We start from the raw sequence: 21080 nt of genomic DNA, 5'->3' as shown, positions 1-21080 counted from the left end.
CGGTCGAGACGCCCACGGCTGCGGACCCTTCTCGACGAGATCGGCGATGTCATCTGAGGCCGCGCGATGACCGCCCGCTATGCCGGACGTAGGCGGTATCGAACAGCTCCCAGCCGTCCCGACGGCCGGCCGTGCGTGTTTGCGCCATCCAACCCACGTCGACGGCCGAGTCGACGAAGGCACGCACCACGCCGGGCTCGTTCAGGTTCAGCATGCGTTCGCCGATCCAGATATCACCGCTCGCCGACGTCCCCCCGTCCGCGACCTGCCGCGTTCCGTCGGGCCGGACTTCCTCGCAACCGTCTCGATGCTGGTGGCCGGCCTTCCACAGGTACTGGCGCGTACCTACTTTCAAGACCCGGCGGCGGCCGTCTTTCACTCGGCGTCCTCGAGCAGCTCGCGTGGGGCGGCCTGTCGCCACGAGTCGGCAATGATCGCTTCCAGTTCCTCTCGATCGTCGAGGGCGGCCAGCCGCACCCGCACCCACGCGTTGCCCGCTTCATGAGAAGCGATCCAGAACTTGGCGGGTTCGGCGGCGACGAGTTCGTCGCGTTCGATGATCGGGCAGCGAACCGCCATCGAGGTTTCGGATTCGGGGAGGGTGAGAAAGAGCTTGCCCGCGACCCGGAAGGTGGGCATACCCCAGGTGAACTGCTCCGCGGTCTTCGGTAAGGACAGGGCGAAGGTGCGGACGTCGTCCCCGGTGGCACTCATGTGCCGAATTCTTCCAGGCGCCACCGACAATGGCAGATCGCGATCGTGAGCTGCGGTCTACCGTCCCGATAACATTGTCACCTCGATCCTGTGTCGCTTCGGACAAGAACAGCACTCGGCAGACATACTTCCCAGGTTCGACCTGATCGTGGGGCCAGATCCGACCATCGGCATCCGAGCCCGGCACCCGCCGGACCTGGATGGCCGATCCGGCGTGCTGCGGCGCCTCTCGGGCACCGATCCGTCCGCCGCGGCCGCAGGTTGTGGTGCGGCCGGTCCCGGTGCCGAGAAGGAGACCGGATGGACCTGGACATCAAGGGAATCGAGCAAGCCGTATCCACCGGCGCCCTGCCGGGGTGGGACCGGGTGGAGGAACTGGTCGGTGCGGCCTACGAACGGTATCGGCCGTGGCAGGCCGGAGCCGTCGCCGACTACATCCCGGTCCTCGCCGAAGCCGACCCCGAACTGTTCGGCGTCGCGGTCGCCGAGGTCAACGGCGACATGCACGCCGCGGGAGCTGCCGACGCGCAGTTCAGTATCCAGTCGATCGCGAAGGCATTCGTGTACGCCCTGGTCTGCGACGCACTCGGACACGAGTCGGTGCTGGAACGGGTCGGGGTGAACAACACGGGGCTGGCGTTCAATTCGGTGATCGCCATCGAACTCAACGACGGCCACCCGATGAATCCCATGGTCAATGCGGGCGCGTTGGCGACAACGGCGATGATCCCCGGCGCCACACCCGCCGAACAATGGGAACGGATCCGGTCCGGACTGTCCCGGTTCGCCGGACGCCCACTCGATCTGGACGGCGCCGTCTATCACTCCGAGATGCTGACCAACCAGCGCAACAAGGCCATCGCCCGGCTGCTCGAGAGCTATGGCCGCATCGATATCGACCCGCTCGAAGTGGTCGACGTGTACACCAGGCAGTGCTCGTTGCGGGTCGACTCACGTGACCTGGCCGTCATGGGCGCGACCCTCGCCGACGGTGGGGTGAACCCGATGACGCACGAACGGGTCGTCTCCGCGGAGGTCTGCCGCGACACCCTGTCGGTGCTGGCCGCCTCCGGCATGTACGAACGATCCGGGGAATGGCTGTTCGAGATCGGTATCCCCGCCAAATCCGGTGTCGCGGGCGGAATCGTGGCGATCGCACCCGGTAAGGGCGCGATCGGCACCTACTCCCCCCGCCTGGATCCGGCGGGCAACAGCGAACGAGGAAAGCGCGCGACCGCCTATCTGTCCCGAACTCTCGGCTTGAACGTCTTCGCGTCCGATGTCCACGATCAGAGGGGTGCATCCGCATGACAACCGAATCGGCCACCGCGCCGACCACACCCGAGCGCGCATCGTGGCTGCCGATGGTCGGCCTGTTCTTCGCGCAGGTCTTGATGTCGTTCAACGTCGCCGCCCTGCCCATTTCACTCGGCGGGATGGTCGAGGACTTCGAGGTCGCGCCGACGGTGGTCAGCTCAACGATCGTGGTCTACGGCCTCGCCGTCGCCGCGCTGGTCATGGTCGGCGGGAAGCTCGGCCAGCGCATCGGCTGGGTGATGATCTTCCGTGTGGTCGTCGCGACGTTCGGTGTGTCGTCGATCATGATGATCGTCTCGCCCTCGGTCGGCTGGGCGATCACCGCCCAGGGTGTGGCCGGAGCCTCGGCGGCGATCATCGTCCCCTCGCTGGTGGCGTTGATCGCGGAGAACTATCACGGCGATCAGCAGGCCACGGCGATCGGATCGCTCGGGTCCGCGCGCGCCATCTCCGGTGTGAGCGCGTTCTTCATCGGTGGCGCGCTCGGCACGCTCATCGGCTGGCGTCCGGTGTTCGGCATCGTGCTCGCGCTGGCGGTGGTCGTGTTCGTCCTCAGCTTCACCCTGCGCGCCGACGACGGCGATCCGGGCATCGAGATCGATCTCACCGCGGCCGCGCTCATCGGCGCCGGGATCGTGCTGCTCACCATCGGTTTCAACAATCTCAACGCTTGGGGTGTCTTCTTCGCCGCCCCGGACGCGCCGTTCAACCTGCTCGGGGTCTCGCCCGCACCGGTGTTGATCGTGATCGGCATCATGCTGGGACAGGCATTCATCATGTGGACTCGCCGGCGGATGCGCGAAGGCAAAGCGCCGCTGGTGGATCTGTCGGTGCTCGGCAGTTCGCGCGAACGGGCCGCGGTGTACGCGATGTTCATCGTGGTGGCGCTCGAGGCGGCGTTGATCTTCACCGTGCCGCTCTACATCCAGATCGTGCAGGGGCGCTCGCCGTTCGACACCTCGCTGGCGATGATGCCGTTCAACCTCACGGTGTTCATCACCGCGATGCTGGTGGTGCGCTTCTACAAACGGTTCACCCCGCGCGTCATCGGGATGTTCTCGTTCACGCTCACCACGGCCGCGCTCATCTGGCTGGCGTATGTGGTCACCAACAACTGGGAGACCGTGCCGACGATCTTCGGGCTCATCGTGTTCGGCCTCGGGCAGGGTGCGCTGGTCACGCTGGTGTTCAACGTGCTCGTCACTTCCGCTCCGAAGAATCTGGCCGGTGATGTCGGATCGCTGCGCGGCACCACCCAGAACCTGGCCTCAGCCGTCGGTACCGCGGTGGTCGGCGCGATGCTGGTGACCATCCTGAGCTTGACGGTGGGCCAGGAGATCATCGATAACGTCGATCTGCCGGATTCGCTGATCGCGCAGGTCGATCTGGACAACGTCAACTTCGTCAGCAACGAACGGCTGCGCGAAATCCTCGAACGCACCGACGCCACACCGGAACAGGTCGACGCCGCCGTCTCGGTGAACGAGGACGTTCGCCTGCGGACCCTCAAATTCGGTCTGCTGATCCTGGCAGGCATCAGCGCGACGGCGATCGTGCCCGCCAGCAGGCTGCCGGACTACCGGCCGGGCGAGATCCCGGACCCGTCGCCGGTCAAGGATTGACCAGGGCAGGTGCGGGCCTGCGGCGAATACCGAGCGACATGAGCGCCGCCAGCCCGCACAGCCCGCCCGCGATGTACCAGGCGACTTGGTAGCTGCCCTGTAGATCGCGGATGACGCCCGCGCCCGCGGCGGCGATGGCGGCGCCGACCTGGTGGGAGGCGAAGACCCAGCCGAAGGCGATGGGACCGTCGGCGCCGAAATGCTCGCGGCACAGGGCGACGGTGGGCGGTACCGTCGCGATCCAGTCCAGGCCGTAGAAGATGATGAACACCCACATACTCGGCTGCACGTGCGGGGCGAACAGGGCGGGCAGGATCATCAGCGACAGCCCGCGCAGCGTGTAGTAGCCGACCAGCAGGTACCGCGAATCGACCCGGTCGGTGAGCCAGCCCGAGGCGATAGTGCCCGCGACGTCGAAAATGCCGACCAGAGCGAGCAGACCGGCGGCGGTCGTGGCGGGCATGCCGTGATCGTGTGCCGCGCTGACGAAATGGGTGCCGACGAGCCCGTTGGTGGACGCACCGCAGACGGCGAAACCACCGGCGAGCAACCAGAATGCCGGACGACGCACAATGGTGCCGAGCGCGGTGAGCGCCCGGGCCGCCCCGCCCGTAACGGTGGTTCGCATGCCCGCGTCGCTGCCGGGTTCGGCGCCGTAAGCGGTCATGCCCATATCGCTGGGATAGTCGCGCATGAACAGCAGCACCAGCGGCACCACCGCTATCGCGGCACCGGCCACGACCAGTGCGGGTGTTCGCCAGCCGTGGTCGCGGGCCAGCACCGATATCAGCGGAAGGAACACCAGCTGTCCGGTCGCGCCCGCGGCGGTGAGCACGCCGGTGACCAGACCGCGATGGCGGACGAACCAGCGTCCGGTGATCGTCGCGACAAACGGCATGGACATCGAGCCGACACCGATACCGACCAGCAGACCCCACGTCGCCATGAGCTGCCACGGCTCGGTCATGAACACCGTCAGCCCGCTGCCGGCGGCGATGAGCACCAGCGCCCACGCCACCACCCTGCGGATGCCGAAGCGGTCCATCAACGCGGCCGCGAACGGCGAGATCAGGCCGTAGAGCAGCACATTCAGCGAGACGGCCGCACCGATGGTTCCGTGCGACCAGCCGAATTCCTCATGCAGCGGTTCCATCAGCACGCCGGGCACCGAACGGAACGCGGCCGCACCGATCAGCGCGACGAAGCCGACTGCGGCGACGATCCACGCCGGATGCAGACGTGCGCCAGGGGTGGGCTGCGAGGGCTGCGGTTCGGTGGCATCGGAGAGGCGAATCTCGGTCACCGGCCGAGCGTGCCGGAAATCGGCCGGCCATACGAGTGGCCTGAATGCCATAATGCGTAAAGATCTAGCCATCACGTTCGAGAGGGTGTGCCAATGTCTACTCCGCACTTGGTGGCGGTCCTCGCGCTGGAAGGGATCGTCGGCTTCGATATGACGATCCCGCCCGCGGTACTCGGCGCCGCCACCGACGCCGACGGCGCTCCGCTTTATGACGTGCGGGTCTGCGGCCTCGACCGGTCCCCCATCGCGTCGACCTCCGGCTACGCCATCGTGCCCGCGCACGGCCCGGAGGTTCTCGCGCACGCCGATACGGTGATCGTGCCCGGCACCCGCATGCCCGGCCCACGCAGGCACGGAACGCTCCCACCCGCGGTGGCCGCCGCGTTCGCGTCCCTGCGCCCGGACGCGCGGATCGTGTCCATCTGCACCGGTGCGTTCGTGCTCGGCGCGGCGGGCATCCTCGACGGCCGACGCGCCACCACGCACTGGGCCCACGCCGACGCCTTCCGCGAGCTGTACCCGAAGGTGCGGCTCGATGAGAACCTGCTCTTCGTCGAAGACGGGAACGTCTGCACCGCAGCGGGACTGGCGGCCGGGGTGGATCTGTGCCTGCATCTTCTGCGGTCCGATCACGGCAGCGCGGCCGCGAATCAGGCCGCACGCTATTGCGTCGTCCCGCCGTGGCGCGACGGCGGCCAGTCGCAGTTCATCGAACAGCACGTCCCCGATCCGGGCACCGACGGCACCGCACCCACCCGCACCTGGGCGCTCAGCCGCCTGGACCACGACCTCGATCTGGCCGCCCTCGCCGATCACGCCCGGATGAGCGTGCGCACCTTCACCCGCCGCTTCAAAGCCGAAACCGGGATCGCGCCGGGAACCTGGGTACTGCAACAGCGGCTTCGTCATGCCCGGCACCTGTTGGAGACCACGGATTTCCCGGTGGACGAGGTGGCGCGTTCGGCGGGCATGGGCACCTCGGCGTCGCTACGTCATCACATGCGGACCGAGTTGGGGGTCGCACCGGTCGCCTACCGGAAGACGTTCCGGCGGATCGCGCCCGAACCGCAGCTGCGCTGAGCGGTAGTCGACGAACGGTCTGTCGGATCCCACGGGTGCGATGGGCGTGGAAGACTTTTCCGCATGACGAATACCGAATGGAGTGCGGTCGACCGGTACCTGGTGGATACGTTGGTCGAGGATGCGGATTCGGATGTACTGGAGGCCAATGCGGCCGCCGGGTTGCCCGCCATCGACGTCTCTCCGGCGCAGGCGAAGTTCCTGCACCTGATCGCGCGGTCGATGCAGGCGCGGCGGGTGCTCGAGATCGGGACGCTCGGCGGATACAGCACCCTGTGGCTGGCGCGGGCGGTGGGCCCACATGGGCAGGTGGTCACCATGGAGTACGAGCCGAACCACGCTGAGGTCGCGCGGGAGAACCTGGACCGAAAGGGCGTCGGCGCCTGGGTGGACATCCGCGTCGGGGCGGCGCTGGACAGCTTGCCTGCACTCGAACTAGAAGTCCCTCAGCCGTTCGACCTGGTGTTCATCGACGCCGACAAGGTCAACAACGCCAACTACGTGCGCTGGGCGCTGCGGCTGACCAAGCCCGGCTCGGTGATCATCGTCGACAATGTGGTGCGCGGCGGGCGGATCACCGACGGGCAGTCCGACGACGCCGCGGTGCGGGCCAGCCGTGAAGTGCTGGAACTGATGGGCAGCGAACCGCGGTTGGATGCGACCGCGCTGCAAACCGTCGGCGCCAAGGGCTGGGATGGGTTCGCCTACGCGGTCGTCATCGACTGACGGCACGCCACGATGGGCGGCGCCGGTGACATCGTCGGCAGTGATTCTGCTGCTCGCGGGGTCGTCGTCGCCCTGTTACGACCACGCGTGAGAATCGCGGCCGGCCCCGGCGTCGCTATGGTGGGGGCATGGGCGTGATCGGCGAACTGTTCCCCGGCAAGAAGCTGACCGACGAAGGCAGCGGCGACAGCAATGGTGAACCGCACCGCCCGCAGCTCGACATCGACCTGACTGCGGGCGTCATCCGATTGACCGGCGCGCCGAAGCCGGACACCGAACCGGAATCGGCCGACTGACTCAGTTCCCGGCCGGAACCTCGCAGCCGTCCGGGCCGCAGGCATCGCCGTCGCCGACCATCTGCACGGCCGGCACTCGATCGGCCCACGCCTGGTTCAGCGCCTGAGCGAATACCGCCGCGGGCTGCGCCCCGGACACGCCGTACTTGCGGTCGATGACGAAGAAGGGAACGCCATTGGCGCCGAGCTGCGCGGCCTCCTGCTCGTCGGCGCGCACATCGTCGGCGTAGGCGGATGGGTCGGCCAGCACGGCGCGCACCCCGGCCTCGTCGAGACCCGCGGCGACCGCGACCTCGACCAGTCGCTCATGATCACCGAACAGCGACCGCTCGTCGGCGAAGTTCGCCCGGTAGAACGCATCGAGCAGCGCGTCCTGCGCGCCCAGCGCCAGCGCGTGATGCAGCAGCCGATGCATATCGAAGGAATTGCCGTAATCACGACCTTCGGTCAGATACGGCAGACCGTACTCGGCTGCCTGTGCTCCGATACCGCGTTCATTGGCCGCCGCCTGCGCCTCACTGATGCCGTACTTGCGGGCGATCTCGGCGACCACAGGACCGGACTCATCGGCGGGCAGTGTCGGATCGAGTTCGAACGAGCGGTGCACGACCTCGACGTCGTCGCGATGCGCGAACTCGGTCAACGCCTCCTCGAACCGCGCCTTGCCCAGATAGCAGAACGGACAGTTGATATCGGTCCAGATCTCGACCCGCACGGTGGTCCTCTCGTCATCGGTTACGGCGGCATCCCCGATCAATGGGCAACATCGCGGCTATCCGATCTGTTCCCGCAGGTATCGTGGGTTGGGACACTTATCCAGGGAGGCAGCGCCCGGCATTCCCGGCGCGGAATCATCCGGCCTCCAGTGACCGGGCAGCAGCGCGCCGACCTCACCGGGGCCGCGCGGCCCCGCCTTCCTACACCGCCACCTGCCCCGCAGGCGGGTGGATGACTCCGGCGAAACCCCGCCTCAGGTCGTACGTATTGTGTTGCACGGCATCACCGGCGTTGCCTTCGACAACGGTGACACTATTGCCGTTTCGCGCGACCACCATGCCGATGTGGTTCTGATGCCCCCAGACGATCAGATCGCCCGGCTGCGCAGTGGATATGTTCCCAGCAAGCCCTTTACCTTGCGCCTTCGCCCAGACATTGGAAACCAGGTTCTCGTTGCCCCAATACGCTTTGCGGTCGCCGGTAATTCCTGCCTTCTCCCAGAGCCAGGTAGCGAATGAGGAACACCAGGCATCGTTGATGTTGTATTCCTTCCCCGGCACATGGTTCGACCTGCCCACTTCGGAGGTACCCACCTCGCTCTTCGCAAGCTCGATCGCGTCGGCAATGGGCCCCTGTCCGGTAAAGGGCATCGTGCTGGCCTGATTCGCAGTCCATGGAGTGGGGTTGCTCGCTCCACCACCCCCCGAATAGCTCGCCGGTGCAGAGCCACCAGACGACATCCTGATCGGACTCGCTCCACCCATCGCGCTCGGGGAATTTCCGAGGGTCTGCTTCACCTTCGGCATTGCCGCCCGGATGTCGGCGGCGTCATTCTTGATCTTGGTGAAGGCGCCGTCGACCAGGTCGTACACCTTGTCGGCGGCCCGCATCGCGATGGCGGACACCCGGTCGGCGATGTGCGCCGGCATCTCCTCCTTGCCCTTACTGAGTTGGGCGGCATTGGCGAGCCCGTCGCGGAAGATGCCGACCTGCTCCATAACGTTCTTGTGGGTGGCGTTGGCAGTATCGAATGTGCCGCTAACCGAGCCGTCGACGCTCTTGCTTTTGGTCCGCAGATCGTTCTCGATATCCTGGAAGTCGCTCTTGCGCTGTCCATACTTTTCGACCATGACGGACTTGGCGTCGGTTCCGTCGATATCGGAGTTTCGGAGCAGCTTGGCTTTTCGCAGCTGCTCGAGCAGATCGGGTTGTCCGGATGACTCACCGGAGGCAAACTGCAACACTTGCACTCGAATGGCCAGCTTGGCCATGTTTACGGTGGATACGAGGCCCGGCGGCGAATTGCCAGGGGCACGCAGGTTATCGATCTCCTCGAGATCGGTCGCCAGGCTCATCGACAGCACCTCCCGGCCGTAGGGACGGCGTTCTCCTGCCAGCAGTTAACCAGGAGCATCCGGATCCTCACTCGCCCACAACCATCAGGCCACCTGATGACAAACACCTGCGACGCCTCGAGTATCGACCATCCCCAGCCTTGGGGACAGTGGATAGTCCTCGGTCCGCCGATCACTCCGGTCGCAGACCCAGCGTCGACCACACGTCATGCAGCCACACAACCGCCGCCCCACCTGCGTAATTTTGTATGTGTGGATCTGGCAGAGCGTTTGACGGAAGTGGAGCGGCGAGTCGCGGCGTTGGAGCTGGCGCGCCCGGCCACCGACGACGAGGACGAGCAATGGGCCGCGACGCGGCTGCGCGAGGAGGACGGCGAGGGCGCAGTGCTGCTGGCCGGCGCCGGCTATTTGCCGACCGGCGAGAAGTACGAGTGGCAGGCACAGTTCACCGTCGCCGACGCGCTGGCCGAGGATCTCGCCGAGGCCGCCGAATGCCTTGCCGTGTTGGGCGATCCGATACGGCTGCGATTGCTGCGCGAGATCGTCAACGGCCGCAGGACCGCAGCCGAACTGGCGGGCGTCGACGGGCTCGGCAGTTCCGCCGAGGTCTATCACCATCTGCGCGCGCTCGCTGCGGTCGGCTGGCTGCACACCGCAGGCCTCGGCAGGTTCGAAGTGCCCGCGCAGCGGCTGGTTCCGCTCCTTGTGGCATTGGCCGCTACGCGACGCTGACCGGGCAAACCGCCACAGCCTGGCACAACACCATGACGGCGCGTCCAGGCGACGACTCTGGACAGTCCGGCATATCGCTGGCAACGTAGCCGCCGGACCGTTTCGTCTCAGGAAACGGATGGTGTTTTCGAGCTGTACCAAGGAATGAATCTTCCGAAGGAGACAGGCAAATGCCCCGCTTGATTTCCCGCTTCACGACCGGCCTGGCCGCGACTGCTGCTGCCGCCATGCTGTTCACCGGTCACGCAGCCGCAGAGCCCCAGACCGTCGACTGGACATCGGCCGCCGAGCAATTGCGGGTCGTCGCGACCGGCAACCGGGCCGCCGAACAAGCCATCGACCGCCTCCTGGCCGATCCGGAGCGCCTCGACGCCCCCGGCGAAGTGGCGCTTCCGGCGCAGCCGTTCCAGATTCCCGCCCAATCCGATATCGGCCGTGGCGGCGGCGCGGGCGTCTACGGTTCCGGCGTCGCGCTCGGCATCGACGGATTCCGCTTCGGCTTCTTCGGCGGACCGGGCACCATCGCCCCGAATCAGACCGGCGCCAAGCTCGAGGTGATCTGGCTGAACCTGTCCAGCGGGCGCAGCGGCACCGAAGTGCTGACCGAGCACAACGACATCCCGGTCGACACCACGATTCGCTCGCGCGCGATCGACCCCGGACCGGGCATGACCGTGGCCGCCATCTACGGCACCATGTGGCATCGCTGGTCGGTTCCGGTCAGCGAAGAGCACCCGGACGGGTTCGAGTACAAGCTGGGAACCATCTCCTTCCCGTCGCTGGGAGCCGTCGTGAATTGACAGCCTCCGCTCACCGATAACGGGCGCGTTCTGTGAGGTCACAGGCGCGCCCGTCGTCATCTGGGGTTTTCGCATGGCGGCGGACATAGAGTCCGATATGTCGCCTTTGGCTGTGACCTGTCACACGTGCGCTGCTACGGTTAGCCCGATATGCCCGTTCGATTTCGCTAGGTCGAGAACCGACGCGAGAGTTCTGTGGAGGTGTTCGTGGTGAACCTGGCGCATACGCTGGAAGCCGTCAAAGCGCTGGGGGTGCTGCGCTCGCGTGGAGTCAGCGATCCCAAAGCGCCGCTGGAAACCCTGAAGACGATGAAGGAGACGCGGGTCTACGGCCCGCACGCCGCCTTGGTCCGGCATTCCGCCCGAATCGCTCCCGATCAGGTCGCGCTGGCCGACGAGCGCGGTGAGCTCACCTACCGCGAGCTCGACGAGCAGTCGAACGCGGTCGCGCGCGGCCTGCAGGCCGCGGGGCTGACCGAAGGCATGGTCGTCGGCGTGCTCGCGCGCGATCATCGCGGGCTGATCCTGGCCGAGGTGGCCGCCGCCAAACTCGGCGTGCGGATCGCGCTGATGAACACCGGCTTCGCCAAGCCGCAGTTCGCCGAGGTCTGCGAACGCGAGAAGGTCAAGGCGGTGCTGCACGACAGCGAATTCCTCGGCCTGCTCGACGCACTGCCCGCGGACCTGCCGCGCTTCCTCACCTGGGTCGACGAGGGCGCCGCGCTGCCCGAAGGCGCAACGACCTTCGATGATCTGATCGCCGCGAACGCCGGCGAGCCATTGCCCGCCCCGAGCAAGCCCGGCGGTTTCATCATCTTGACCAGCGGCACCACCGGCCTGCCCAAGGGCGCACCGCGCACCAAGGTGACACCGATGGCGACCGCGCAGTTCGTCGATCGGGTGCCGTTCCCGCGGCGCGGCACGATGGTCATCGTCTCGCCCCTGTTCCACAGCACCGGCCTCGGTACCTGGCTGGTCGGCACGGTCCTCACCAACAAGATCGTGATGCGGCGCCGCTTCGACGCCGAGGCGACGCTGAAGATGATCTCCGATCACAAGGCCGAAATGCTGGTCGCCGTGCCGACCATGCTGCACCGGATGACCGAACTGCCCGCCGACGTGCGCGCCAAATACGACCTGTCGTCGCTGAAGGTGATCCTGCTGGCAGGCTCCGCGCTGGCGCCGGAGCTGTGCATCCGCGCCACCGAGGTGTTCGGCCCGGTGCTCTACAACCTGTACGGCTCGACCGAGGTCGCGATCGCCACCATCGCCAACCCCGCCGAACTCGCGCAGGCGCCCGGCACCGTCGGCCGCCCGCCGATCACCTGCGATGTGCGGCTGTTCGACGACAACGATCAGCGGGTCGACGATAAGAACGTCACCGCACGCATTTTCGTGCGCAGCGGCGCGCCGTTCGAGGGCTACACCGACGGCAGGCACAAGCAGATCATCGACGGCTACATGTCCAGCGGCGACGTCGGTCATTTCAACGATGCCGGCTTGCTGATGGTGGACGGCCGCGACGACGACATGATCGTCTCCGGCGGCGAGAACGTCTTCCCGCAGGAGGTCGAGCAACTGCTGCTGGAGCGCGAGGACATCTTCGACGCGGCAGTCGTCGGCGTCGACGACGTGGAATTCGGTAAGCGCCTGCGCGCCTTCGTCGTGCCCGAGCCCGGCCACACGCCCGACGCTGAGCAGATCAAGACCTTCGTCAAGGAGAACTTGGCCCGCTACAAGGTGCCGCGCGAGGTGGTGTTCCTCGACGATCTGCCCCGTAACCCGACCGGCAAGCTGCTGCGCCGGGTCCTGGTGGAGTACCAGGTCGAGCAGTAGTCGCATGCGCTGATGCCGGGGTCGAGGTGGACATCGACCCCGGCATCGGCGTTCCTGAGACGAGCACCACTACTCGCCAGTAATGCTTGCTATTGTTAGCACCAGCACTGGATCTCGAGGTTGCGATCCACACCATCGCCGGTCACGGTGGCTGGATCGCGGAAGGTTGTTGTCGCATGTCTCTGTCGACCCCCGCCCCCGTCCGCAAGGTACGTGACCTCGCCCTCGGCGTGAATGTCATGGTCAAGCGCGGGTTGTTCAACCCGCTGCGCCTCGATCATGGGGCGCGCTCGTTCATCAACATGCGCAAGTACGGCCCGTTCGCCGGCGTCGTCATGCATGCCGCGCAGACCAGGCCCCAGGCCGCCGCGATCGTGGACGAACAGGGCGAACTCACCTTCGGTCAGCTCGACGAGCTCTCCAACGCCTTCGCGCGTGGTCTGGCCGCCAAGGGCATCGGCCAGGGCGACGTGGTCGCGGTGCTGGCCCGCGACCACCGCGGCATGGTGCTGAGCCTGTTGGCCGCCGGCAAACTCGGCGTCCGTGCCGTGCTGATGAACACCGGCTTCGCCACACCGCAGTTCGCCGACGTCGCCGCCCGCGAGAAGATCAAGGCGGTGCTGCACGACAGCGAGTTCTTCGACTTGATGAGCGCCATCCCCGCCGATATTCCACGGGTGCTGACCTGGGTGGACGAGAAGGACGGCGCCGATGCCGCCATCCCGACCATCGAATCGCTGTCCGCAGGCCGCTCCACCGAAGCCGTGCCCGCCCCGGCCAAGCCCGGCGGCATGGTGATCCTCACCAGCGGCACCACCGGTACCCCGAAGGGCGCGCCGCGCGACCGGGTCAGCCCGTTCATGTCGGCCCAGTTCCTCGACCGGGTCCCGCTGCCCAAGAACGGCACCATGGTGATGGCGGCGCCGATCTTCCACGGCACCGGGCTCTCCCAGTTCACGCTCGGCCTCGCGCTGGGTAACCGGGTGATCTTCCAGCAGCGCCGCTTCGATCCCGAGCAGACGCTGGCCAATATCGTGTCCCACCGCGCGGATTCGCTGGTCGTGGTGCCGACCATGCTGCAGCGAATGCTCGACCTGCCCGCCGAAGTACTCGCCGAGTACGACATGGCGACGCTGCAGGTGATCTTCGCGGCGGGTTCGGCGATTCCGCCGGACGTCGTGGTGCGCACCGCCGAGTACTTCGGCGACGTGCTCTACAACCTTTACGGTTCCACCGAATGCGCCGTGATCACGGTGGCGACGCCGCAGGATATGCGCAAGGCGCCCAGCACCGCGGGCCGCCCGCCCGCCGGTATCCGGATCGCGCTCTACGACGAGAACCGCACCCTCATCACCGAGCCGAACGTCACCGGCACGATCTTCATCGAGAACGCGCACGGCTTCCGTGCCTACACCGACGGCCGCACCAAGGAGCGGGTGGACGGCATGATGTCCAGCGGCGACGTCGGCCATTTCGACGCCGACGGCCTGCTGTTCATCGACGGCCGCGACGACGACATGATCGTCTCCGGCGGCGAGAACGTCTTCCCGCAGGAAGTCGAGCACCTGCTGTCCAACCGCGCCGATGTGCTGGAGGCGGCCGTCGTCGGCGTCGACGACCGCGAATTCGGCAAGCGGCTGCGCGCCTTCGTCGTCCCCGGACCCGACTCCGCGCGCGACGTCAAGGAGATCAAGGACTACGTCAAGGAGAACCTGGCCCGCTACAAGGTGCCGCGCGAGGTGATCTTCCTCGACGAGCTGCCGCGCAACGCCACCGGCAAGCTGCTGCGTAAGCCGCTGGTCGAGATGGACGTCGACGCGGAGTAGCAGCCTCTATCTGGTGAAATCCGCCTACCGGACGCAGACATCGGATGAATGTGGCTCAGCTATCATCAGCGCGTGATTATCAGGTTCGGCCGACCCCCTGCGGATGACCGCAGCGGCATCGCGCAATTGCGCGGCGGGGCGGCCGGATCGTTGTCGGGGGCCGTCTCCGTTGCGGCGCACGGTTGGGCATCCGGTGGGATGGCGCCGAGCAGCAGCACGCTGGCTTTGCTCGTCGCTGCCTCCGCTGTGGTCGGCGCGCTGGTCGCCGGGCTCGCACCGTTGCGGACCGGATCCGCCGGGCTCGTCACCGTCCTGGCCGCGGGCCAGCTACTCGGCCACCTCTCCATGGGGTGGGGTTCCGGCCATCTGCATCATGGCGACCTCCAGCTGACGCCCGCGATGATCGCCGCGCACCTTGTTGCCGTCGTGGTGGTGGCCATCGTCATCCGGGGCGCCGAATTCGCCTACCGGATCGGTGGCTCCGCCCTCGGCCGGGTCCTGCCCGTGCGGTATCACCCGCCCGCCATCGCCGGGCCCGCGCCGCTGCGCACCAGTCATCGTGATCGCGTCATCCTGTGGGTGCTCGCGGCCGAATCCACGCGTACTCGCGGTCCGCCGTCGGCTGTTCGTCTCTGAGTTCCCCTCCCCGGACACAAGATTATGTGCTCGCGTCGCGCCGCTGTCAGCAAAGTAGCGCTGAGCGCCTTGCATTCGATCTCGCTGCAGTTCCGTCGCGTCTTACCGCACGTTCTGCGTGAGCTCACCGCGGTGCCACGTCGGCTCGCAGTTCTGCGCCGGCTCAGCACAGTCGCGTGTGAGCTCATCGCATGTTCTGCGTGAACTCGACCAGTTCTGCCTGAGTTCGACGCACGTGCGCGTCGCACCGCACGCTGCGGCACGGCTCGCCGGGCGCGCGTTCTACCTGCGCTGATCCATACGACGCAGGTCCGCACGTTCGCGCCGCCGACGACGACCGCGATCGCCTCGTGTCCGGGTTCCACCTCGCCCATTCATTCGAGCTGTCTGCGAGCACCCCGAGGTCCTGCCGAAGGTGCACGCGACGGCTGGGCGTCTTTCACCAGGACGTAGTCGAACAACGATGAGTACCACTGATATCGAGACTCCGCAGCAGGAGTCCGCTGCCCTACCCGGACCACGAAGGTCAGGCTTGGGCGCCGCCGCACGCGCATTGGCGTTGCGGCTGCATTTCTATGCCGGCGTTTTCGTCGGGCCGTTCATATTGATCGCCGCCATCACCGGCGCGCTGTACGCGATCTCACCGACGCTGGAGTCGATCGTGAGCCGCGATCTGCTGCACGTCGATTCCACTGGACCCGCGCAACCGATCTCCGCCCAGGTCGATGCCGCCGTCGCCACCGGCCCTGATCTGGCGCTGGTCGCGGTCGCACCGGCACCCGAATCCGGTGACACCACCCGGGTGATCTTCAGCGATCCGACCCTCGGCGATTCCGAACGGCATGCGGTGTTCGTCGACCCGGCGACCGCGGCGCCGGTCGGTGAATCCGTGGTCTACGGCAGTTCTGGCGCGCTGCCGATGCGCACCTGGATCGACCGGCTGCATCGCGACCTGCACCTGGGCGAACCCGGCAGGCTCTACAGCGAGCTGGCCGCGTCATGGCTGTGGGTGATCGCATTGGCCGGTCTGCTGCTGTGGATCCGCCGCGTGCGAGCCCGCCGCCACCGCAATTCCGCGGGCTGGCTGGCGGTGCCGGACCGTTCCGGAAGCGGGCGTGGACGCACCCTGAATTGGCATGGTGCGGTCGGTTTCTGGATTCTGCCGGTGCTCTTGCTGCTGGCGGCAACCGGGATGACCTGGTCGACCTATGCCGGCGAGAACATCACCGCACTGCGCGAGAACCTCAGCTGGACGACGCCCGCTGTCAGCACCACGCTGCCCGGCTCGGACGCACCGGCGACCCATGCGGGTGGCGACCACCACCACGGCGGTTCGACGCCCATGCCCACCGGTGACCCCGGCGACCGCGTCGCGCAACTGGATCGAGTGATCGACGCCGGGCGTGCGGCCGGGATCGACCGGCCCGCGGAAATCGGGATTCCCGCCGACGACTCCACGGCGTTCTCGATCAAAGAACGGCGCATGCCCGGGACGTACTCCGTCGACGCCGTCGCGATCGACGGCGCCACCGGTTCGATCACCGCACGGCTGCCCTACACCGACTGGCCGCTCATGGCGAAGCTTTCCAACTGGGGCATCCAATTCCACATGGGGCTGATGTTCGGGCTGCTCAACCAGTTGCTGCTGCTGGCGGTGATGATCGGCCTGATCACGGTGATCGTGCGCGGCTATCTGCTGTGGTGGCGGCGGCGCCCCACCCGCGACGGCGGGCACATCGCCTTCGGTAGGCCACCACAGCGTGGTTGGTTGCGGCGCAGTCCGTTGCTGCTGATCGTGCCGCTGGTGGCGGTCACCGTGCTGATCGGCTGGTTCGCGCCGCTGATCGGGGTGAGCCTGCTCGGGTTCCTGCTGATCGATGTGGTGATCGGCCTCGTCCGGGGCCGCGCCACCGCGTAGCACAGCACACATTCACAACCGATGGGCCCGCGACCGACGTGGGCCTGGCTCCGCCGTGCGCTGAAGACGGCACCGGATCCCGTCATGGCCTCGTCCGACGGGCCTACGGGTGCGCGCTCGCACTGGTGTCCGTCACCTGGCCGGAGCTCTCTTCGAATCTCTTCACACATGACAAGGAACGAATCCTCATGAGGATCAACACACTCGCCCTGCTGACCATCGCCGCGACCACCGCTTTCAGCTTGACCGCGGCCACCGCCCAGGCCGCACCCGCACCGGAACCCGAGGCGGTCGGCTTCACGGCGACGGCCACCGATACCTCCACCATCATCAGCACCGACGCAGGCTCGCTGATTGTCGAAGCCCAAGTGCTGAAGGTCGAGGCGCCCAACGGCACCGTGCTCGCGGGCATGCCGCTGACGTTCCGGGTGGACGACTTCGAGTTCCCGATCGTCGCCGAGATCTCCGGCCGCACCGCCACTCTCACCCCGCAGTTCGACCTCGCCCACGCCACTTACCGCCCGGCCGCCCTGCCCTTCGAAGACAAGGCCAACTACAAATCGGAGTACGACCGCGAGAAGGATGCCTGGAGCCGAATGACCAGCACTGTCGGCTACGGCGCCAGTATCGCCGCCCTCGTCGGCGGTATCGGTGGCGCGGCAGTCGGTTGCGTACTCGGCGGCATCGCGGGCGCCACCATCGCCTCCGCCACCATCGTCGGCCTCTTCGGCCCCTTCATCCCCGCCGCCGCTATCGGCTGCATCGGCGGCGTCCTAGCCGTCGGCAGCCTAGGCGCCGTCGTCGGCCAGATCCTGATCACCGCACCGGTCGCCATCGGCGCCGCGATCCAGTACATCACCACGATCAACGCGCCCTTCCCGGCCGAGTGATCTGACGTGGACTGCGTCCCAGGGAGATCCACTCCCTGGGACGCGGTCATCGATCGTCACCCCCGTGTATCAACAGGTGCATACGCGGACGAAGAACACACCGTGGTCTCTCTGTGAATCGAGCGTAGAGAGTGCCAGTCCATGGCCGGTCAGACGAGGGGTTCACCGTTACGCGGTTGGTGGCGGAAGAGGGGCGTAGGCGATGCGTGCGAAACGGTGGCCAGCCGACCGCTTCGAGAGGCAGCGAGCCAGCGTGCGGACTGCGGCTTGTCGGATGCCGGGTTCGCGGGCCGGGGGCGAGGATGACGTTCTCGACGTGTCGGCCTGGTTTGGCTGTCGTTACGGTGGGGACGCTCGGTCCGAGGCAGGAGGCGTTGTTTGCCGATCCCGTAGTCCTCGACCTGCCCGAGGTCGTCGGCCTCGGGCCGAACGAGCAGCTCGTATTCGTGATGCAGCTGGTGTTCGAGCTTCCGTTCGACCACATCGTCACCATCATGTGCCTGCAGCGGTACCCCGGCGGCGGGTCCGTCGGACACCTCACACTGCGGTTCGGCCTCACTGCGGGCGGAACGAATCCGAATCCGCATGCTGACGGCGATCGCGGCGGTGACCGCTACGACGACGCCGCAGACCAGTGATTGATTCGTCAAGGTGGCGGTCGCTACGCCCTGTGCGGTATCGGCTGCCGATTCCTTGCCGCCGCCGAAAACACTGTTCAGGATGTTGCCGAGCGTTTCTTTCAGTTCGTCGTTGTCTTTTTTGGTCATGTCCTCGAGCTCAGGCGCCTTGCCGTTGAGGTACAGCAGTGTCAGCGGCACGAACACGACGTTTGCCATACCGGCGGCGATCGCCAACGACCGTCCGACCCCGAATATCCGATGCAGGTGCGCCCCGATCAGCGTGGCCGCCGCAGTCGCACCGATCACCATGCCCCACAAGTCACTGATGGAGACAACCGGCTCCCCGAAGATGCGGAGGGCGGGAACGGAGCCGTTGATCCGGCCGAAAGCGTCGGTGTGCACGTCACCATACGGACCCGAGGCAGACAACCACGGCTGAAAGAGCAGCACGAACGTGAGCACGCTCAGTACTGTGATGGACCAACATTGCCAAACGAATCGGCTTTCAAAGTTGTGTTGTGCATTGTCGACTTGCTCGTAGGGTGCGTTTTCCATTTGAATTCGAATTCAACCTTTGGATCTACTGATTTCGCTTTTTCGCGAATTTCGGGGGCCTGAGTCAGCTCCCCGATGAGCCGTTGTCATCGTCGACACTCACCAGACTAGAGCATCAGATCCGCAGGTTGAATGATGTGTACGTCACGAAGAGAGCTGCGACACAATACTTTCCGGTAACAAAGCAAAATACTCCCCGGTAACAATTGTCGTCATCGCTCGACCGGATACCGGAGTATCGATCGGATCAGCCACTGGACCTACGGCCGGTATTGCGGCGGCTGCTGCGGGTACGGCGCGGGGTAAGGCTGATTCGGGGGCGGGTAGGCGCCCTGAGGGTACGGCGGCGGAGGCTGCTGCCCATACGCCGGCTGACCGTAGGGCGCCTGACCGTAGGGCTGCGGCGGGTACGGCTGCTGCGGTGGGTATTGCGGCATCGGCTGTTGCGGATGCGATTGATGCGGCTGCGGGAACTGCGGATGGGACTGGTGCTGCTGGGCGAAGGGTGCCTGCTGGTGCGGCGGCATCGGCGGCGGGAATTGTTGCTGCTGTTGCTGCCGCTGCTGGTCACTGCGCTCGGAGTACTTGAGCCAGATGAGGACACCGATGATGATCACGAAGACGAGGATGCAGAGAACTCCCCAGAACCAGTCGATCCCTTCGCCGTCGCCGCCACCACCCCCACCTCCACCACCGCGGCGGGCCTGGTTCGATTCCAGTGCGACCGTCCAGACTGTGCTGTCGGACCACACCTGGGGCTCCAGGCCGGTCAACAAGTCGACGAATTGCATCAGAACTTTCCCCCTCGACAGATGATTACGGCCTACCCGCGCGGCCGAGCACAGATGCTAGCGCAGCCACCCGACAGGTACCGATCGGGTCAACGATCAACTGATCCGGTGCGCACCGGCGGACGGGACCACCGCGAACGTGCGCGGCTCGGGAAATCCGGTTCGAGCGAACAGTTCTCGTACGGCTGCGGTGACCCGGCCGACGGCCTCATAGTCCACCAGTGCGATGACGCTGCCGCCGAATCCCCCGCCGACCAGGCGCGCGCCGTAGGCACCCGCCGACAGTGCGGCCGAGACCGCGGCGTCCAGCACCGGAGTCGACACCTCGAAATCGTCGCGCAGCGAGGCATGGGAGGCGGTGAGCATCGGGCCGATCCGGCGCGGGTCGGCGCCCGAACGCAGCACAGCGACCGCGTCCAGGACCCTTGCGTTCTCACCTACTACGTGCCGGGCTCGGCGCCGCAGTACCGGGTCATCGAGCCGGTCCAGCGCACCGATCGAATCGATCTCCCGCAGGGAGCGCACTCCCAGCTCACCTGCCGCAGCGGCACAGTGCGCGTGACGTTGGGCGTAGGCGCCATCGGCGAGCCGATGCGGATGCCCGGTGTCGATGACGAGCAACTCGAGGCCGTGCGCGCCCAGGTCGAACGGAATCTGCGCATAGGCATCGGGTTCCGACCGGACGAAACGCCGCACATCGAGGAACAGCGCGTTTCCCGCAGTGCACAGCAGAGCGGCGGACTGGTCGAGGATACCGGTCGGCACACCCACGTAATTGTTCTCCGCCGCGCGCGTCAGCTCGATCAGCTCGTGCTCGGAAACCCTGACATCGAACAGATCTCGCAACGCGATTGCCACGGAGCAGCACAGCGCTGCCGATGACGACAATCCGGCCCCGATCGGCACCCGGCCATCGATCCGCAACTCGACCCCGCCGAGCGGATACCCGCGCCGCACGAACTCGGCCACCACGCCGATCGGATACCGCGCCCAGCCAGGGGCGTAATCGCGCGCCGTGTCGAGCGAATTAAGCGCGAGGTCGATCTGCCCGCCCGGTCGCTGCCGCGAGCGCACACCGACCCAGCCATCCGAACGCCGCTGCGCCCTGCACGCGACAGTCATCGGTAGCGCAATGGGCAGCACGAACCCGTCGTTGTAGTCGGTGTGCTCGCCGATGATATTGACGCGCCCCGGTGCCACCCAGGTGGCAGTGGCATCGTCGAGGTCGTCGTCGGGCACTTCCCCACCCTACGAGACACGCCGCGCGAGCAGTGGTTTCGCCGCGACACGGTGCGCGATGAGCGATGGTGGGTCACGCTCGATCCGAAGGGATGACCCGCCCGCGC

The 21080-nt window shown here is 66.6% G+C and carries 20 protein-coding genes; 12 read left to right on the top strand and 8 right to left on the bottom strand.

What is annotated here, in order from left to right; translation table 11 throughout:
* Nucleotides 1-49: 49 nt before the first annotated feature.
* Both ACFXNW_RS10570 and ACFXNW_RS10565 read right to left on the bottom strand, forming a co-directional pair.
* The gene (locus ACFXNW_RS10570) at nt 50-379 is read right to left on the bottom strand and encodes a hypothetical protein (protein WP_379417411.1); all 330 of its coding nucleotides are present in this window, start codon (nt 377-379) and stop codon (nt 50-52) included.
* Nucleotides 376-714, bottom strand: coding sequence for an MmcQ/YjbR family DNA-binding protein (locus tag ACFXNW_RS10565; RefSeq protein ID WP_379417410.1), 339 nt, complete (start codon nt 712-714; stop codon nt 376-378). Before ACFXNW_RS10565 ends, ACFXNW_RS10570 begins: the two co-directional genes overlap by 4 nt.
* Nucleotides 715-1014: 300 nt before the next feature.
* On the opposite strand from ACFXNW_RS10565, the gene glsA reads away from it, so the two are divergent.
* Together glsA and ACFXNW_RS10555 are read left to right on the top strand one after the other, a co-directional pair.
* Nucleotides 1015-2025: a glutaminase A gene (gene glsA / locus ACFXNW_RS10560; protein ID WP_379417409.1), complete on the top strand. Its 1011-nt coding sequence runs from the start codon at nt 1015-1017 to the stop codon at nt 2023-2025.
* Nucleotides 2022-3653 carry an MFS transporter gene (locus ACFXNW_RS10555; protein WP_379417408.1) on the top strand — a complete coding sequence of 544 codons (1632 nt, stop codon included), beginning with the start codon at nt 2022-2024 and terminating at the stop codon, nt 3651-3653. Before glsA ends, ACFXNW_RS10555 begins: the two co-directional genes overlap by 4 nt.
* On the opposite strand, the gene ACFXNW_RS10550 is transcribed toward ACFXNW_RS10555, so the two are convergent.
* Entirely contained in the window at nt 3643-5007 is a 1365-nt protein-coding gene (locus ACFXNW_RS10550) for an MFS transporter (protein WP_379417407.1), read from the bottom strand. The two genes, ACFXNW_RS10555 and ACFXNW_RS10550, sit on opposite strands and share 11 nt — an antisense overlap.
* Before the next feature lie 42 nt (nt 5008-5049).
* Between ACFXNW_RS10550 and ACFXNW_RS10545 the strand changes: the two genes are divergently transcribed.
* From ACFXNW_RS10545 to ACFXNW_RS10535, 3 genes are all read left to right on the top strand, one after another.
* A complete protein-coding gene (locus tag ACFXNW_RS10545) occupies nt 5050-6036 on the top strand; it encodes a GlxA family transcriptional regulator (RefSeq protein ID WP_379417406.1) in 987 nt (328 codons plus the stop codon).
* A gap of 63 nt (nt 6037-6099) precedes the next feature.
* Nucleotides 6100-6762 carry an O-methyltransferase gene (locus ACFXNW_RS10540; protein WP_379417405.1) on the top strand — a complete coding sequence of 221 codons (663 nt, stop codon included), beginning with the start codon at nt 6100-6102 and terminating at the stop codon, nt 6760-6762.
* 128 nt (nt 6763-6890) lie between these two features.
* A complete protein-coding gene (locus ACFXNW_RS10535) occupies nt 6891-7058 on the top strand; it encodes a hypothetical protein (protein WP_379417404.1) in 168 nt (55 codons plus the stop codon).
* A gap of 1 nt (nt 7059) precedes the next feature.
* Here the strand turns inward: ACFXNW_RS10535 and ACFXNW_RS10530 are convergent, their stop codons facing one another.
* Entirely contained in the window at nt 7060-7773 is a 714-nt protein-coding gene (locus ACFXNW_RS10530; RefSeq protein ID WP_379417403.1) for a DsbA family oxidoreductase, read from the bottom strand.
* 202 nt (nt 7774-7975) lie between these two features.
* Nucleotides 7976-9130, bottom strand: coding sequence for a CHAP domain-containing protein (locus ACFXNW_RS10525; protein ID WP_379417402.1), 1155 nt, complete (start codon nt 9128-9130; stop codon nt 7976-7978).
* 252 nt (nt 9131-9382) lie between these two features.
* On the opposite strand from ACFXNW_RS10525, the gene ACFXNW_RS10520 reads away from it, so the two are divergent.
* From ACFXNW_RS10520 to ACFXNW_RS10490, 7 genes are all read left to right on the top strand, one after another.
* Nucleotides 9383-9862, top strand: a complete 480-nt coding sequence (locus tag ACFXNW_RS10520; RefSeq protein WP_379417401.1) for an ArsR/SmtB family transcription factor — start codon at nt 9383-9385, stop codon at nt 9860-9862.
* Nucleotides 9863-10032: 170 nt separating this feature from the next.
* The gene (locus ACFXNW_RS10515) at nt 10033-10662 is read left to right on the top strand and encodes a hypothetical protein (RefSeq protein WP_379417400.1); all 630 of its coding nucleotides are present in this window, start codon (nt 10033-10035) and stop codon (nt 10660-10662) included.
* 210 nt (nt 10663-10872) lie between these two features.
* Entirely contained in the window at nt 10873-12498 is a 1626-nt protein-coding gene (locus ACFXNW_RS10510; protein WP_379417399.1) for an acyl-CoA synthetase, read from the top strand.
* A 176-nt stretch (nt 12499-12674) separates the two neighbouring features.
* Nucleotides 12675-14324 (top strand): acyl-CoA synthetase, encoded by a 1650-nt coding sequence (locus tag ACFXNW_RS10505; protein ID WP_379417398.1) that lies wholly within the window; start codon nt 12675-12677, stop codon nt 14322-14324.
* Nucleotides 14325-14396: 72 nt separating this feature from the next.
* Entirely contained in the window at nt 14397-14960 is a 564-nt protein-coding gene (locus ACFXNW_RS10500; protein ID WP_379417397.1) for a hypothetical protein, read from the top strand.
* 463 nt (nt 14961-15423) lie between these two features.
* A complete protein-coding gene (locus tag ACFXNW_RS10495) occupies nt 15424-16878 on the top strand; it encodes a PepSY-associated TM helix domain-containing protein (protein ID WP_379417396.1) in 1455 nt (484 codons plus the stop codon).
* Nucleotides 16879-17066: 188 nt separating this feature from the next.
* Nucleotides 17067-17768, top strand: coding sequence for a hypothetical protein (locus tag ACFXNW_RS10490; RefSeq protein WP_379417395.1), 702 nt, complete (start codon nt 17067-17069; stop codon nt 17766-17768).
* A gap of 149 nt (nt 17769-17917) precedes the next feature.
* On the opposite strand, the gene ACFXNW_RS10485 is transcribed toward ACFXNW_RS10490, so the two are convergent.
* The 3 genes from ACFXNW_RS10485 to galK form a co-directional block, all read right to left on the bottom strand.
* Nucleotides 17918-18850 carry a hypothetical protein gene (locus ACFXNW_RS10485; protein WP_379417394.1) on the bottom strand — a complete coding sequence of 311 codons (933 nt, stop codon included), beginning with the start codon at nt 18848-18850 and terminating at the stop codon, nt 17918-17920.
* A gap of 353 nt (nt 18851-19203) precedes the next feature.
* Complete coding sequence (locus ACFXNW_RS10480) at nt 19204-19734, bottom strand: hypothetical protein (protein ID WP_379417393.1); 531 nt, start codon at nt 19732-19734, stop codon at nt 19204-19206.
* 96 nt (nt 19735-19830) lie between these two features.
* Nucleotides 19831-20973 (bottom strand): galactokinase, encoded by a 1143-nt coding sequence (galK, locus tag ACFXNW_RS10475; protein WP_379417392.1) that lies wholly within the window; start codon nt 20971-20973, stop codon nt 19831-19833.
* Nucleotides 20974-21080 lie beyond the last annotated feature (107 nt).

Source organism: Nocardia sp. NPDC059180, assembly GCF_042754945.1.
Taxonomy (GTDB): Bacteria; Actinomycetota; Actinomycetes; order Mycobacteriales; family Mycobacteriaceae; genus Nocardia.
This window is presented reverse-complemented; position numbering and strand designations above follow the sequence as displayed.